The organism is Niastella koreensis GR20-10, from assembly GCF_000246855.1.
GTDB classification, from domain to species: domain Bacteria; phylum Bacteroidota; class Bacteroidia; order Chitinophagales; family Chitinophagaceae; genus Niastella; species Niastella koreensis.
In genome coordinates, this window is sequence record NC_016609.1 from 3,671,773 (window position 1) to 3,687,021 (window position 15,249).

11 protein-coding genes are annotated in these 15,249 nt (G+C 41.7%); 2 read left to right on the forward strand and 9 right to left on the reverse strand.

Annotated elements, in window-relative coordinates:
• Positions 1-182 precede the first annotated feature (182 nt).
• On the forward strand, positions 183-1,622 hold the full coding sequence (locus NIAKO_RS14400; protein ID WP_014219176.1) for a hybrid sensor histidine kinase/response regulator: 1,440 nt from the start codon (positions 183-185) through the stop codon (positions 1,620-1,622).
• Positions 1,623-1,688: 66 nt separating this feature from the next.
• Here the strand turns inward: NIAKO_RS14400 and NIAKO_RS14405 are convergent, their stop codons facing one another.
• The 4 genes from NIAKO_RS14405 to NIAKO_RS14420 all read right to left on the reverse strand — a co-directional run bounded on the left by NIAKO_RS14405 (position 1,689) and on the right by NIAKO_RS14420 (position 6,887).
• Entirely contained in the window at positions 1,689-2,126 is a 438-nt protein-coding gene (locus tag NIAKO_RS14405; RefSeq protein WP_014219177.1) for a response regulator, read from the reverse strand.
• Positions 2,127-2,486: 360 nt separating this feature from the next.
• Positions 2,487-3,362, reverse strand: coding sequence for a DUF4249 family protein (locus NIAKO_RS14410; protein ID WP_014219178.1), 876 nt, complete (start codon positions 3,360-3,362; stop codon positions 2,487-2,489).
• A gap of 19 nt (positions 3,363-3,381) precedes the next feature.
• Complete coding sequence (locus tag NIAKO_RS14415) at positions 3,382-5,754, reverse strand: TonB-dependent receptor (RefSeq protein ID WP_014219179.1); 2,373 nt, start codon at positions 5,752-5,754, stop codon at positions 3,382-3,384.
• A 329-nt stretch (positions 5,755-6,083) separates the two neighbouring features.
• Positions 6,084-6,887: an FkbM family methyltransferase gene (locus NIAKO_RS14420; protein WP_014219180.1), complete on the reverse strand. Its 804-nt coding sequence runs from the start codon at positions 6,885-6,887 to the stop codon at positions 6,084-6,086.
• 186 nt (positions 6,888-7,073) lie between these two features.
• Here NIAKO_RS14420 and NIAKO_RS14425 point away from each other — a divergent pair, with 186 nt between their 5' ends.
• A complete protein-coding gene (locus tag NIAKO_RS14425; protein ID WP_014219181.1) occupies positions 7,074-7,934 on the forward strand; it encodes a class I SAM-dependent methyltransferase in 861 nt (286 codons plus the stop codon).
• 90 nt (positions 7,935-8,024) lie between these two features.
• Here the strand turns inward: NIAKO_RS14425 and NIAKO_RS36740 are convergent, their stop codons facing one another.
• Genes NIAKO_RS36740 through NIAKO_RS14450 form a run of 5 tightly spaced genes read right to left on the reverse strand, consistent with a single transcriptional unit; the run spans position 8,025 to position 15,248 of the window.
• Positions 8,025-9,419: a hypothetical protein gene (locus NIAKO_RS36740; RefSeq protein WP_014219182.1), complete on the reverse strand. Its 1,395-nt coding sequence runs from the start codon at positions 9,417-9,419 to the stop codon at positions 8,025-8,027.
• 24 nt (positions 9,420-9,443) lie between these two features.
• On the reverse strand, positions 9,444-11,054 hold the full coding sequence (locus NIAKO_RS39325; protein ID WP_014219183.1) for a hypothetical protein: 1,611 nt from the start codon (positions 11,052-11,054) through the stop codon (positions 9,444-9,446).
• 21 nt (positions 11,055-11,075) lie between these two features.
• The gene (locus NIAKO_RS14440; protein WP_014219184.1) at positions 11,076-12,926 is read right to left on the reverse strand and encodes a hypothetical protein; all 1,851 of its coding nucleotides are present in this window, start codon (positions 12,924-12,926) and stop codon (positions 11,076-11,078) included.
• A 12-nt stretch (positions 12,927-12,938) separates the two neighbouring features.
• Positions 12,939-14,636, reverse strand: a complete 1,698-nt coding sequence (locus NIAKO_RS36745; RefSeq protein WP_014219185.1) for a hypothetical protein — start codon at positions 14,634-14,636, stop codon at positions 12,939-12,941.
• Between the two features lie 27 nt (positions 14,637-14,663).
• Positions 14,664-15,248, reverse strand: coding sequence for a hypothetical protein (locus tag NIAKO_RS14450; protein ID WP_014219186.1), 585 nt, complete (start codon positions 15,246-15,248; stop codon positions 14,664-14,666).
• Between the last annotated feature and the right edge of the window lies 1 nt (position 15,249).

Below are 15,249 nucleotides of genomic sequence, written 5' to 3' on the forward strand. Positions count from 1 at the left end.
TATTTTTTACATAGGATAAGTGCTTTCCTTTATTATTTAGGGAACGATTATGCGAATTAATTTGCATAAATAAACTAGATTACATCCGGTTACAGTAGCCCGGTGAAAGATAAATTCACCAAACGAATACATGGTTAACAGCTCTGGGGGTAGTACATACGTACACTACTCAATTAAACGCTATGCTCGCAGCATCTCATCCGTTAAATATATTGGTGGTAGAAGATAATGAAACTGATTTTGTTCTGTTTTGTGAGTACCTGAAACTTAGCAAGCTTCCTACCAATTGTATCTTCCGGGCCGAACGCCTGGGAGAAGCCCTTTGTCTTGTTCACGAACACCAGCCCGATCTTATATTTCTTGACCTGAGTTTACCCGATAGTGACGGGATCGATTCTTTTGAACGGCTGAACGCCGAAGCCCGGCACATCCCCATAATAGTTTTATCGGGTTTATTAGACAGGCAGGTTGCCTTACACACCATTTCGCTGGGCGCGCAGGATTACCTGATAAAAGATGAGCTGGATGAAAAAGTGCTTACCAAAAGCATTCAGTACAGCATTGAACGTAAAAAGATCCTGCAAAAAGTAGTAGAGAATTTTGAACGGTACAACACTCTTATAAAAGCAACCAGCGATACCATCTGGGACTGGGACCTTCGTACCAACGACGTGCTTTGGAACGAAGGCATTACCTCCATCTTTGGTTTTGCCCCTGCCGATGTTCAAAACGCCATTGAATGGCATCACCAGAACATTCACCCCGATGACCGCGAACGTATTTTACAAACCATTGATGAATGCATGCGCGAAGGCCGCGACCACTGGCAGGAAGAATACAGGTACAAATCGGCCAACGGCGTTTACAAATTTGTGTATGACCGGGGATACATTTTAAAAACCGAGCACAACAAACCTTATCGCATCCTGGGCGCCATGATGGATATTACCGAGCGCAAAAAAATGCAGGAAGAAATAATACGCAACCAGATAGAAACCCAGAAATTGATTACCCAGGTAACCATTCAAACCCAGGAACAGGAACGCCGGGAAATTGGCCACGAGCTGCACGATAACATTAACCAGATACTGGCTACCGCCAAGCTGTGTGTTGATATGGCATTGAATGAAGAAAACCACCGGCAGGAATTATTGAGCAAAAGCTATGAAAACATTACCAGGGCCATTAACGAAATACGCAAACTGTCAAAAACTCTGGTACCGCCATCCCTTGGCGATATTGGATTGAAAGAAGCCCTGCTGGAGCTGATAGAGAACATAACGATCTCCAATGAGCTAAAAATAAAAATAAAAGCCACCGACCATCATATTGAAGATATGTCGAACAACAAAAAGCTCATCATGTACCGGATAGTACAGGAGCAGCTGAACAACATCTTAAAACATTCGGGCGCAACAGAAGCATTGATAGAATTAAAGACCATGCGCAACTGGCTTCACCTGAATATTAAAGACAATGGTATTGGCTTTGATACCCGTAAAAAGAACCGGGGCATTGGGTTGAACAATATCATTAGCCGGGTTGAAATGCAGAATGGGAAAATGGAGATCATCAGCGCACCGGGAAAGGGATGTGTCTTAAAAATAGAGATACCCGGATAATTGATGCATCATTATACCTGTATCCTGTTACAGGTTACAGGTAACCTGCCACCTGTAACCTGCTTCTCAGTCCTTATACCTGTCAGGAAAATACTTCTTTAAAATATCCTGCAATAGTGTAGACGTGAGTGGTTTATTCCGGAATTCTTTTACCGCGTCTATTTTGCGGGCCTTCAATTCATCTTCAGGATTGAAGGATGTAGTGAGCATAACCACAATGATGCTGCTTTTCTGCGCTTCAGGCAGCGCTTCATAACGTTGTAAAAACTCCCAGCCATCCATGGCCGGCATATTGATGTCGAGAAAAATAATTTCAGGGATGGGGCAGTCCTGGTTTAACGGCGCTGGCTGACCTGCGCAGGACAAATAGTCCAATGCTTCCCGGGCGCCCGGAATGATCTTGATATGATTGGTACACGCCATCTCCTCCACTGCCAACTTATTTAAAAAGTTAGTAGGTTCATCATCATCAATCAATAAAATACAATTTAGTTTCATCTTCATAACAAGATGGCATTCCGATATAAAAGTGAACCTAATAAAGATAAAATTTAAACTCGAATTAAAATATAATTAATTCATACCCTATACATTTTCACTTACACGGTACGTATACTAAAGCGATTTAATAACAGGATCACTAACCAATCAATTGGCAATAAGCAATAGTCAATTATACCGGATAATAATAAAGGGGATGGCAAAGCAGGCGCTCCAAACCAACAAATCGCTGATAATGTATAACCATTCGTGAAATTTGCTCCACTTACCACAATGCCAGCGCAGTTGACACGTAAAAAAGGCGAAACCCGGTTAATGGGAGTCTCGCCTTTCGTGTTAACGTGTTAACTTATCAACGTTGAACTATTCTACTTTCTTCGTAGCCGATATCTCCGCTACCGTACCAAACCAACCGTAAATCTTTGTTTTGCTGGTTGATTGCAGATTGAACACATTCGCAGGTACATTGGTAAGCACTTTGCCAAACAAACCATCGTTGGTTAACTGCGTTTGTACCTGTTCCATAAACTGGTAGGAAGGTTTGGATAAAGAACGGAACAGCACTTTTACTACATCGCCTTTGTCGTAAGGTTTATCACCGGAAGTAACGCCATCGCGGAAAGGTGGAATAAAAGTAAAGCCATCGGAAATATTATCAGTCCCTTCGCCAAACGTACCATCAGCGGATAACATTTCGCCTACATAATAATTCAGTTGACCATTCCGGTAAGTACGGATCCAGGTAAAATCAACCGCTCCCACCGGGTCGTGTGCATACAGTTTTACATAATAGCCGGCTTTATCTCCCCCATCAACTTCCTTGTATTCCGAAGTGAGCGAGTCAATGATAGAAGAACGCTTCAGGGTGTCGGTTGCTTCAAACTGTTCGCCCTTCCAGTTAATACTTAATTTATAGTTATGGCCTACTACTCCAATGTGATCAGTGCCCGCATCGTAATTATAGGCGCCGTTCGCATATGTGAACGGGTACGATTTGCCGGCCGTAACATCCGTTACGGTGATCTGTGCATCCCCTATCGCTTCAGCATCGGTCTGGCTCTGGTATTCAGTAGCCTTTAAAAATTTGATGGTTTGCACACCAGGCTGATCGGTGATCCAGGCGTCAACGTATGGCAAACCGCTGCCATCGGGCAAATTGAGGTCAATAACCCGCTCACAGGCAGTTAAGGAAGCACCTAACAGAACAAGGGAGATATATTTGATTGCTTTATTTCGCATCTTATTATTTTTATTTTTCTTAGAACTTGAAATTCCAGGTTACAGATGGGATCAGCGAGCCGATGATCGACAGGCGGATGGCTTCTTTCTTTTGCGGCTCATCCTTATTTTGCTGGAAGTAGATGCTGTAGGCATTCTGATGTGCATACAGGTTATAAATACCAAACACCCACTCCTGTTTCATTTTCTTGCCCTGGCGGCCCTGCATGGTAGCAGACACATCCAAACGATGATAAGCAGGCAACCTGAAATCGTTGCGTTTATTGGTGCTGTTATATGGAACAGGCATACCCTGAATATCCAGCCTTGAATCGGGGAAGGTAGAAGGCGTACCGGAACCAAAAGTAAAGTTGGCCGAGAACTGCCATTTTTCATTTCTGTTATACATTACACAGCTGTTGAGCACATGCGTACGGTCGAAGCGGCTCAGGTACCATTCGTTATTGCTGATGCCTGGTGTTTTACGTCTCGATCTTGAATACGTATAGTTCACCCAACCCTGCCATTTACCGATATCTTTTTTAACCTCCAGTTCAACGCCATATGCTTTTCCTTTACCGGTAAGCAGGTCAGCTTCTACAAACTGGTTCAGGTTCAGATCGGCATTATCGATATAATCCAGCAGGTCGTCCATCTTTTTGTAGAAAGTTTCCACAGAGATCTCTACAGGCCAGCCAACAGGTTGCGTAACAAACCCTACAGAGTACTGATCGGTCAATGATGGTTTTATATTGTTGGTGCTGGGGAAATACAGGTCAACCGGAGTAGGTGACGCTGTATTACTCAGCAGGTGTAAGTACTGCGTGGTACGGCTATAACCAACCTTAAAGAAGGTATTCTTCTTAAATTCATACCGCAATGACAACCGGGGTTCAAAGAAAACCCAGTCGTTAACCGGCTTCTTGCTGGTAACATTCTCTGCATAGTCGAGCGGCTTGCGTATATTGGCCGTAGTATCCCTGTAATGGTAAACAGTGGTGTTACCCAGGTAAGCATAGCGGGTTAACCTAACACCAGCCTGTATTTGCCATTTGGGGTTCAACTTCCAGGTATCTTCCAGGAAAGCGGCGGTTTCAGCGCCATATCTGCGATCGAGGATGATTTCATTTTTAGCGCCCTGGCTGCTTGCCACACCTTTACCAGGATAGAAATTATAATAGATGGCGTTCACCCCGGTTTTTATTGTGTGCTTATTGCTGGCATACCAGGTAAGCGAAGGCTTTACACCATAGGTTTGAATGTCTGAAGTCCAATCATAACCTTGTTGCACATCGTCATTTGATTTAAACGACAGGCTGTAATTGTATTTGGAATAATATACGCTGGTATTCAGGAACAATTTGCGGTTAAACAGGTGGTTCCAACGGAAAGTACCGGTGGTATTGCCCCATTTGAATTTTACCTGGTCGCCAAAACCAAATACATCCTGACCAAAATAACCACTGAGGTAAATGGTGTTCTTTGCATCCAGCTCATAATTCAATTTGGCGGTAAGGTCATAAAAATACATGGTGCTGTTGCGGTCGCTCTTTTTCAGGAAAGGTTTGGCCAGTACATCGATGTACGAACGGCGGGCAGCCACTACAAATGAAGACTTATCTTTTTGAATGGGGCCTTCTACAGCCAAACGGCTGAACACATTACCGATACCGCCGTTTACATGATATTGCTGGTTGTTTCCTTCCTTCATCCGGATATCGAGCACGGAAGAAGTACGGCCACCAAACTCAGCCGGGAAGGCGCTTTTGTACATGGTTACGTTCTTCACTGCATCGGGGTTGAACACGGAGAAGAAACCCAACAGGTGCGAGGAGTTGTATACCGGCGCTTCGTCCATGATGATGAGGTTTTCATCCACATTACCGCCACGCACGTTAAAACCCGAAGAGCCTTCGCCTACGGTAGTAACACCTGGTAAAGTAAGCAGGGCTTTTACTACATCAGGCTCACCCATAAAAGAAGGGATCTTTTTTATCTGGGCGGCGCTTAACTGTTGAATACCCATACCCACGGTGTTGGTACGGCGCAATTTTCTTTCACCGGTAATCACCACTTCCTGCATATCCTTACCGCTGGTGGGCAGTGATACATCGATCGTTGTATTGCCTTTCAGCTCAATTTCCTTTTGAGTTGTTTTATAGCCCGAATACGTAATGAGCATGGTATACTTGCCTGCCGGTAGCGTTACGGAGTAATAACCATATGAATTGGTCATTACAGCCACACCGGTAGGCTGCATGGTAACGGTTGCATTGATCAACACTTCACCACTGCCTTCATCTTTAACATACCCGCTAATGGTGTATTTGCCGGATTGTGCCAGGACCGCATCCAGGGCAAACACCATTAACAATGTCAGAACAATAGAAAAACGCATCAACTGTCGAATCATAAATTGTGGTTTGAGCATATTTGACAACGGGGATGATGGACACCCCTATTTCTTTACAATATTTTTTTTAACGCTACTGAAAATGAGCTATGGCGCACACATGAGGCAAGAATCGTATACATCGTTGCAAAGAAAAAACAGTTCGTAGCAATCTCCACTGAAATATTACATGATAAATTCAACACTACCCATTCCCCCGGTCTTATAAACTAAGACGAACAACTTCCAATCAGATTGCAAAATTGAAATAAAAAGGTGAGTTATTCAGCCTTTTTGGCCGATAACTCACCGATATTTTACCGGCGGTACTAACAATTGTAAGCAAGGGATTATAATTCCATGCTGGCCACTATTTCAAAGCAGCGGGGTGCAGCTTCCTTATTGACCCAATTAATCATATCGTGATAAGAAAGAAAATTATTAAACTCCAGTCGTTCTTCAAACGCCGCATTAAACACCACCTTATTATCTAATTGGTATAAACGAGCCAAACAATCCAGCAATTCTGTTTTGCATTCGGGCAACAGGCATTCAAAGGAGATATAAGGAACTTTTTGCGACAATCCTTTTAATACAGTGAGCTCATATCCTTCCACATCAATTTTAATAAAATCCGGCCGGCCATATTGATCTATCAACCGGTCGAGGGTAGTAAGTTGTATACTCACTTCATCATGAAACTTTATCTTTTCATTCCACCGGTTTTCAAGATCTGTTTCCAGGATCTGTTTCCATTTTGGGTTCAGGGTATTAAAGGCAGAACCGGCATGATGGATGAAAAATAATTCGGTACCAGGGTGATCAGAAATGGCTTTGTTCTCCAATACAACGGAGGAACCGCTATTCCTGAACCGGATGCGCAAGGTGCGGAAGTTATGGGCATCAGGCTCACAGCATACAATTTTATTGGCTATTTTGAGGAAGGCGGCTGTTTTATGGCCATCGTACGCGCCAATATCGAAGATGAGGGAGCAATGGTTAGGAAGGAATGATCTGTAAAAAGCAACTTCTCTTTGGTGATCCCTTATAACCTGGCGCTTGAACAACCAGGTATACAGCCTGAAGAAGGATGAATACCGGAAGTATTCATAGCTGCCAGATCTTTTTAGTAATTCCCTGATGGGTTTCAACATAGTATGACCGATTGCTTTCGGGTGGCAAAGCTATAAAAATAAAGAGAATAGTGATCCTGGAGGGTTACTCAAGGCTAACAGATGTTCTTATTTTATTTTTTTCAAATATTTCACCAAACAAGCCAATATATTTGCAAATTAAATATATCTTTCCACCTAATATATCCAACAAGAAATCAGCGACAAATGAGCAAAGTGAATTACCTCGTAAGAAGTATTCTTAATTTTCCTTCGCCAAAAAAATGTCCCTATTGCAACAGCCAAAAAGTTAAATCAGTTGATAGAAAATATGTGGTCACTACATTAAACGAGTGCGTGAATTGTGAGTTATTATTCAGACACCCAACAGATTCAGTAAGCTTTAATGCGAAGTTTTACCAGAAAGCTTATAAGCAAAGTGATAGTATTACAACAGATCTGCCCTCAAAAGAGCAGCTTGAATCCTGGAAATCGAATAATTTTAAAGACAGTATAAAAGACTATTCTGATAAAATTGATATTCTTACCTGGTTAACCAATGGGCCATCCAAAATTCTGGATTATGGAGCTAACTGGGGCTATACCAGTTTTCAATTGAAAACAGCAGGGTTTAACGTACAATCATATGAAATATCACAACCCAGGGCTGAATTTGGAAAAGAACTTGGTTTACAAATTCTAACTGACGAAAAGAACATAACTCCAGGTATCGATTTATTTTTTAGCGCTCACGTTATTGAACATTTGCCGGATATTAAACAAATGTTCTTACTTGCTCAAAAGCTGCTGACAGCCGATGGATATTTTGTTGCTTATTGTCCCAATGGTTCCAATGCATTTAAACAGGCCAATCCATTTGTTTTCCATAAATTCTGGGGACAGGTGCATCCTAATTTTTTAAGCGGTGAATTTTATTCAAAGGCGTTCAAAGATGTTCCCTATTTAATTGGCAGTAACGCAAGCCCTGCCGAGGCAATAAAAAACTGGGACAAGAAAAGCCAAACGGTATTGGACCTGACAGGCGATGAATTGTTTGTAATTGCTAAAATAAAAAACCAGCGATTTTAATAGATAGTCTGAAAGATAATTCACTTTTCAAAGCTCAAAAGGCTGCTTCCTGTTTGAAGCAGCCTTTTGAGTTGTTAAGTTATGTCTATATTATTTCACAGATTGACTATTACTTTTTATCAGCGCTTTCAATTCACTCATTTGTTGTTTGAGGGATTCCATCTCCTCATTTTGCCTTTGCATTTTCTTTTCCTGTTCAATTGCATACAAAGTCAGCTCCTCAATTTTCTTTAATAAGGCAGCCTGATTATTGGCCACATCGATGCCTTTTTTCTCTACTTCAGCAGCAGAAGGCACACCAGGCAAATGGCTGTTTTGATTTATAAAACTTTCTACCTCCATTAATGAAGGGAGGTAATACTGTTTGGCAAACACATAATCGGGCCAGCGGCCGGTTTGGGCAATCAGCATTTTTTGTGCGGAAACAGTACCATTTACAGCCAGATCGGAATTCATGCGATCATTCACTGCCAGGGATGAGGCGTCCCGGTAGGCCAGGTTACCGTATATATCACTTACAACAATACGGGTTAAACTGTTATCATTTGTCAGGCCACCAAACCGTACGGTTCCGGTAGTATGTAATTGGGCCTGTGGAGCAGGAGCGCCAATGCCTACATATCCATTACGTAAAACCTTAAACACATCATCCGTACCCTCTCTTGCTGTAAATATAGGGTCCAACATACTTGTACTTCTTGGCCCGCGTTGCACAACGATCCCATCTAAGGTATTTCCACTATTAGAGGTAATATGTATCGGATCGGTTTCATCACTAATTGAATTCGTCATAGCAAACCCAATATGAAAATTGGGGGATGTAACATAAATTCTCCCATCATTCCCTCCACTAATCGCTAATTCCTTATTAAATTGTGGATCATACGGACCAAAAGCGAACCGGTAAGTGCCAGTATAATCTCGTACATGAAACACCATATCATTTCCACGCGACCCCATGTAATTACTAAAATCTCCGGCTTCGTTTTGAAGTGAAATCATTGGCGCATCATCTGCAGTATATGCGCTTGCATATAACCTGTCAGCTATTGCGTTGCCACTTACCTTCAGCTTAAAATTATCATCAGTTGTCGTACCAATCAATAAGTTGCCGGTGTTGGTCCACCGCCCACGGACCGCATTGTTGGTATAGATATCAATAGAATTATTATCCATTGTACCAAATACGCCTGTTGTACCCCAGGAATTCCCACCCTGCATCCAGGCATTCAATTTTAAAGTATCGGCGCCTATAAGATATAAATTATCATTGACCCTCTGTAAAGCGCGCCTGAACTCTGTTCTTCCTCTCCCTTTATTAAACAGGAAGCCAGGGACTGTTTGTGTATGATTTTCAACGATCAACTCCGCTGTATCACAGCTGTTAGTGATCTTTACACTATCGGCTTTTATAGTGTAAATGTATTGAGACTGAAGGCCTTTTTCCATACACAGGAACGCCAGGAGGAACAGAATTTGTTTCATATTTATATACTTGTAGTTTAGAAATTACTTAACAAACCACTGGCTGCCATTGCTGTAAACTTCCAGGGAACCATAATTCACCGTGATTGTTTTCAACGAGCCCCCATCAATATTACCACCAGCAACTACATTAATGATGATGTTATAGGTACCGGCGGCCCCGCTTTCGTCTTTGATAATCAATATCCGGTTTGTCATAGTGGAAGCTGCCGGCAACGTTACCGTTCTCGCAGCAGACAATGCGGTATAAGCAATAAGATAATCAGCCGCCTGTACGGAGTAACCAGCATCATTTACCGGCGTGCGGTTTATTTGCGGCAAATTCCATCCTGCCATTTTATAAATATTTCCACTGGCATCTGCCACCACCGGTTTATAGCCAGTCATATCGGTTTGCGAAACAAGATTTGGCATCTTCAGCGTATCGCGGATAAAAGCGCTGCCCATTACCTGTAGTTTGCTTCCGACATCATAGTAATTATTGCCAATGACTGTATTACCGGAAGCTTTTACGGTTAAACCACTTTGGTAACCAGCATCAGATGTAGAAGCATTGAATACATCTAAAGTGGAATTTTGAGGAGTAGTCACTGATAACCTTGCATTCTGGGGTACTTCAGTTCCTATTGATAAATAAGGCGTACCCCTTAAGGAGATACCAATATCATCAGATAAGATCAATGGTCGTGAGTCGGAAGGAGTGCCAATGTACCCACGCTTGCCGTCATTTCCCTGATAATAAAAACTGATGTACTCGCCAGCTCCTCCACCCCAACGCAATCGAATGGCACCTTCATCTCCCAATCCTATTGGCATTGGGCAGTTTGTAAATTGGGGACTGTATGTTGTACCATTTACAGCTAATTTATATCCATTATCAGCCTCAGCGCCTACTAATAAATTTCCGTTACCCGTAAGGAGCAATTTGCTTTTACCATCGATGAAATTGAAAATATTCAGCGCGGGCCCCATATTACCATTATAAGTATAATTGTATGTGGCTATGTTATCGCCAGGCTGACCAGCAGATTGAAAATAAAACTTATGGAAATTATTCGAGTGGCCACATCCGATTTTAATAGTTCGTGAAGTAGGATCACCATCAAAAAGAAAACCGGTACCACCATCAACACTTTGATCTGCAATCAAAGTAGGAAACCGGGGAGATTTTAATCCAGCCTGATCTAACCTTGTTAAAGAAACAACTCCCTGTATCTGCACGATATTTCCATCATCGATATTTGTTCCTACCAATAGGTTGCCAGTATTGGTCAAACGCATCCGCTGGGAATTGTTTGTATAAAAATCAATATGATTATTATCAAGTGTTCCAAATTTGCCGGTCGTTCCAAATCGGTTGCCGCCCTGCAACCAGGGATTCATTCTTAAAGTATCGCCACCAATAATGAATATACTGTCCGACATTTTCAATAATCCTCTTCTAAACTCGGTTCTTCCCCGTCCCTTGTTATACAGGAAACCCGGCACGGTTTGAGTATGGTTTTCGATGATCAACTCTGCCGTATCGCAGGTGTTAGTGATCTTTACACTATCGGCTTTGATGGTGTAGATGTATTGGGCCCGGAGGGATTTTTCCAGGCACAGGAGGATAAGGAGAAACAGAATTTTTTTCATATATAGTATATGCTATTCATTTTAGTATTTACTTATTCCCACCCAGGTGCTACCTGTAAATTTTACTGTAATGGCGCCGCGGGTAGCAATGGTGTTTGACTCATTGGCATCGAGCCCTGATATTGCTACGGCATTGATAGTATTCAGATTCTTAATGGTTATTTCTCTGTCCAGCGTACCAGAGGGCAATGAGATAGTTGCGGTACCACTGGCGTAGTTTACAAATACCACATCTACGTCTGAAGGAACGATATAAGATTCAGCAGTTACGTAAGTGCTTTTGCGAGCAGCAGAAGCGTTCCATCCCGACATTTTATAAACATTGCCACTGGCATCTGCCACCAAAGGTTTGTAACTGGCCATTTCAGTTTGAGTTACCAGGTTAGGCAACTTCAACGTATCCCTTACATAAGCACTACCCAATACCTGTAGTTTATTACCGTTATCAGGAATAGTTGTACCGTAAGAATTATTTCCAACGATTGTGTTACCAGAAGGCTTCACTGTTAAATCTCTTTGAAAATCACCAGTACTATTAGCTCTGCAAACACCAAACAGATCTTTAGTTGTGTTAAAGACATCCAACACAGTTAGCTTTGCAACAGAAACTTCAGTACCAACGGATACAAAAGGAGTATTGAAAAAAGAGAAACCAAGACTATCAACTATACCCAATGGTCTGCTATCGGCAGGAGAACATATATACCCACGGCGATTCATATTCAACTGGTTATAGAACTCTATATAGGCACCGCTACCTCCTCCCCAACGTAACCGGACCCCTGCATCTCCTGTGCCATCCTGCCCTAAAGGCGCAGTTGAATTTGTAAAATATTTACTATAAGTAGAACCTTCTACCGCCAGTTTAAAACCATAATCAGTTTCGGTGCCAATCAAAACGTTATTATTCTCCGCAATTTTAACAGCAGGCGGTACAGAGGACAATGATCCTTCATTAGCGCCTGTTTTAAATAACAACTCGCGGCCACTGATCCACAGAGGAGCTCTTTTGGCGCCTGAAAAATTCCCATTAAGCCTTGTCCCGAAATAATAATGATTCTTTCCTTCCGGGTAATTATGTTCGTCTGCCCACCATTCACTTATATCCGACACTTCAGTGACTAACGCTGAAGAATTCCATGGCCCATCTGTATTACCATAAAATATCGTTGGTGTAATAAAAGACACCTTGCCATTATCAAGACATCTTATTGTCGGATTACCTACAACCCAACCCCCAGGAGCATTGATACCCATACCAATATTCCCATCGCGCTCTACCAATACGTTTTTATAAGTAGCTCCATAGTCATTTGAAGTTCTAAAAAGAGCGTTCTGCCCATCTGTCACATTTATATAAGGACCGATCATTATTCTATCACCTGGCCGCGACAAATTAGGATTGATGGAAACTCCGGCGCCAATAGTACCTCTCACCTGAAACTTCTGACCTTCATCACCAGTAGCACCAATAATCAGGTTGCCGCTGTTACCCCAACGACCAACCTGTGATCCATTTGTATAAAAATCAATAGGGTTGTTATCCATAGTACCAAATGAACCTGTTGTTCCAAACCTGTTCCCGCCCTGCAACCAGGGATTCATCCGCAAAGTGTCGCCGCCAACAACGTATACACTGTCGGTCAACTTCAGCAATCCTCTTCTGAATTCCGTTCTTCCTCTTCCTTTATTGAACAGAAATCCCGGTACAGATTGCGTATGGTTTTCGATGATCAGCTCTGCAGTATCGCAGGTGTTCGTGATCTTTACACTATCGGCTTTGATGGTGTAGATATAAGGCGTTCGGGGTGTTTGAGCATGTAAACCCTTTTCCAGGCACACAAGCACCAGAAGTAACAGAATCCGTTTCATATATGGTTTATGCTATTTTACTGTTTGGTTGGTATTTTTTATCAAAGCTTTCAGTTCAGCCATTTCCTGTTTCAGGCTTAACAGGTCTTTGATCTGATCGTTTTGTTTTTGAATTGTCTTTTCCTGTTCAATTATATATAAGGTCATCTCTTCAATTTTCTTTAATAATGCAGCCTGGTTACTGGCCACATCGATGCCCTTTTTCTCTACTTCGGCAGCCGCAGGAATGCCGGGCAAATGACTGTTTTGATTGATGTAGTTTTCTACTTCTATCAATGAAGGAAGGTGATATTGTTTGCTGAAAACATAATCGGGCCAGCGGCCGGTTTGCGGGATCAGCATTTTTTTTGCGGAAACGGTACCGTTCACTGCGAGATCTGAATTGATGGTTCCATTCAAGGCTAAAGTTGAAGCATCGCGGTAATACAGGTTACCATTGGCATCGCCCGCCAATATTCGATTGGCACTATTATTAGGCGCCAAACCTGAGAATGTTATCCCATTCCCCCCTACCGTTAAATTGCCAGTCATGCTGGTATTACCCGCTACCTGCAATTTATTTCCATTATCGGTAGCCGTACCGATCATTGTATTATTTATAAAATAGTTAGGATAACCTAAAAAGGGCGAGATTTGCGCATTCGTTTTCCCTCCATTTTTAAAGCTCAAAAAATAATAGAGGAATTCATTTCCATATTTACTTAAAAAAGGATATTGGCTTATCAATCCCTGCCCCCCAACATCTAATACATACTCCAGATTGGTAAGATTGACAAATCCTCCCGGCTGTGACGGTGTTATTGTAATGGCAATCTCTCTTATATAATTATACGATGGAGCAATGGTCACTTTAAAAAATCCGGATCCATTTGTTGCCAGGTTGGTATTACTTGTAAATGGGGCCTGCCATCCATTTTTATTCCTTTGTCTCACTGTAACCGACTGCGGAACGCCGTTATTCCAAAAAGAGAAATACATATTTCCCTGCGGATAAGCAATTCCGGTATCCGTTCCAATGACATTGTAATCAAATTCATCAGCAGGAAAGATGATATTGATATTCAAACTCCCGTCGGCTCCAGTAGATGTAGTAGTGGTAAACCGGTTTCTATAGTCAAATAGAATATTATCCAGTTTTGAAATATAAGGATCATTCTGCATGTAACTATGGTACTGGGAAATAAAGTGATTGAACAGGATTGCATTCGTACCTATTAAATTCCCGGTGTTTGTAATTGTCGCCGACCCGATATTAATATCGCCGCTAAAATTACTTTTTCCATTTACGTTCAACTTATACCCATTATCATTCGTTGTTCCAATAAGCAAATTACCCCACTTGCTTACCCGGATCCGGAATGAATCATTGGTATATAAGTCAAGCGCATTATTGTCCTTTGTTCCCAGGATACCAGTGCTCCCAAAAGTATTGCCACCCTGCAGCCACATATTAGACATTTTAAGGGAGTCGCCACCGATCAAATACACACTGTCACTCAGCTTTTGCAATGCCTTTCTAAACTCCGTTCTGCCCCTTCCTTTATTGAACAGGAAGCCCGGCACGTTCTGCGTATGGTTCTCGATGATCAACTCTGCTGTATCGCAGGTATTGGTGATCTTTACACTATCGGCCTTGATAGTGTAGATATACTGTGCCTGGAGGGATTTTTCCAGGCACAGGAGGATAAGGAGGAATAGGGTTTGCTTCATAATAAAGTTTATGGATTTCAGTATCAGCTAATTGGGAATACTATCAATAGTACCATTTTTTAAATATTTCAATAATTCATTCCAATCCTTTACGTTTATTGGCTTCAAATGCTTACCGTATCCATTAACAGGTATAATTGCATATATACTGAGACGGCGGGTGATAAAATCTATTTTGGTCAGTTGATTTTGAGAAGCGCTTTTTCTGTCAAATATTTGAAGCTTATCATTTACACAAAAAGTCAAGAAAAAGTTGCCGCCAGTCAGCGCTCCTTTTGAATAGGGTTCATAGCTATGATTTTGCCTTATATCTCTATAAAGCGAATCAACTTTTTTTGAAAATAAAGTATCTTCATTGATTAAAATTGAAAACACCCCGCCAACCTCATTACTCACTGATGTCAAATACGTAGTTGCAAACAAAGAATCATTAGTTCGTTTCACTACAAAAACCTCATTACCCTTAAATGCACCTATTATTAATTCCGTATTTCCTTTTTTGGACAATGCAATTTCATCAAATTGAGAATCTATGGATGCTTCAATTGATTGACAAAGCAATACGTTCTTTGTAAATAAACAAATCAGGATACAACACAATCTTTTTTGCATA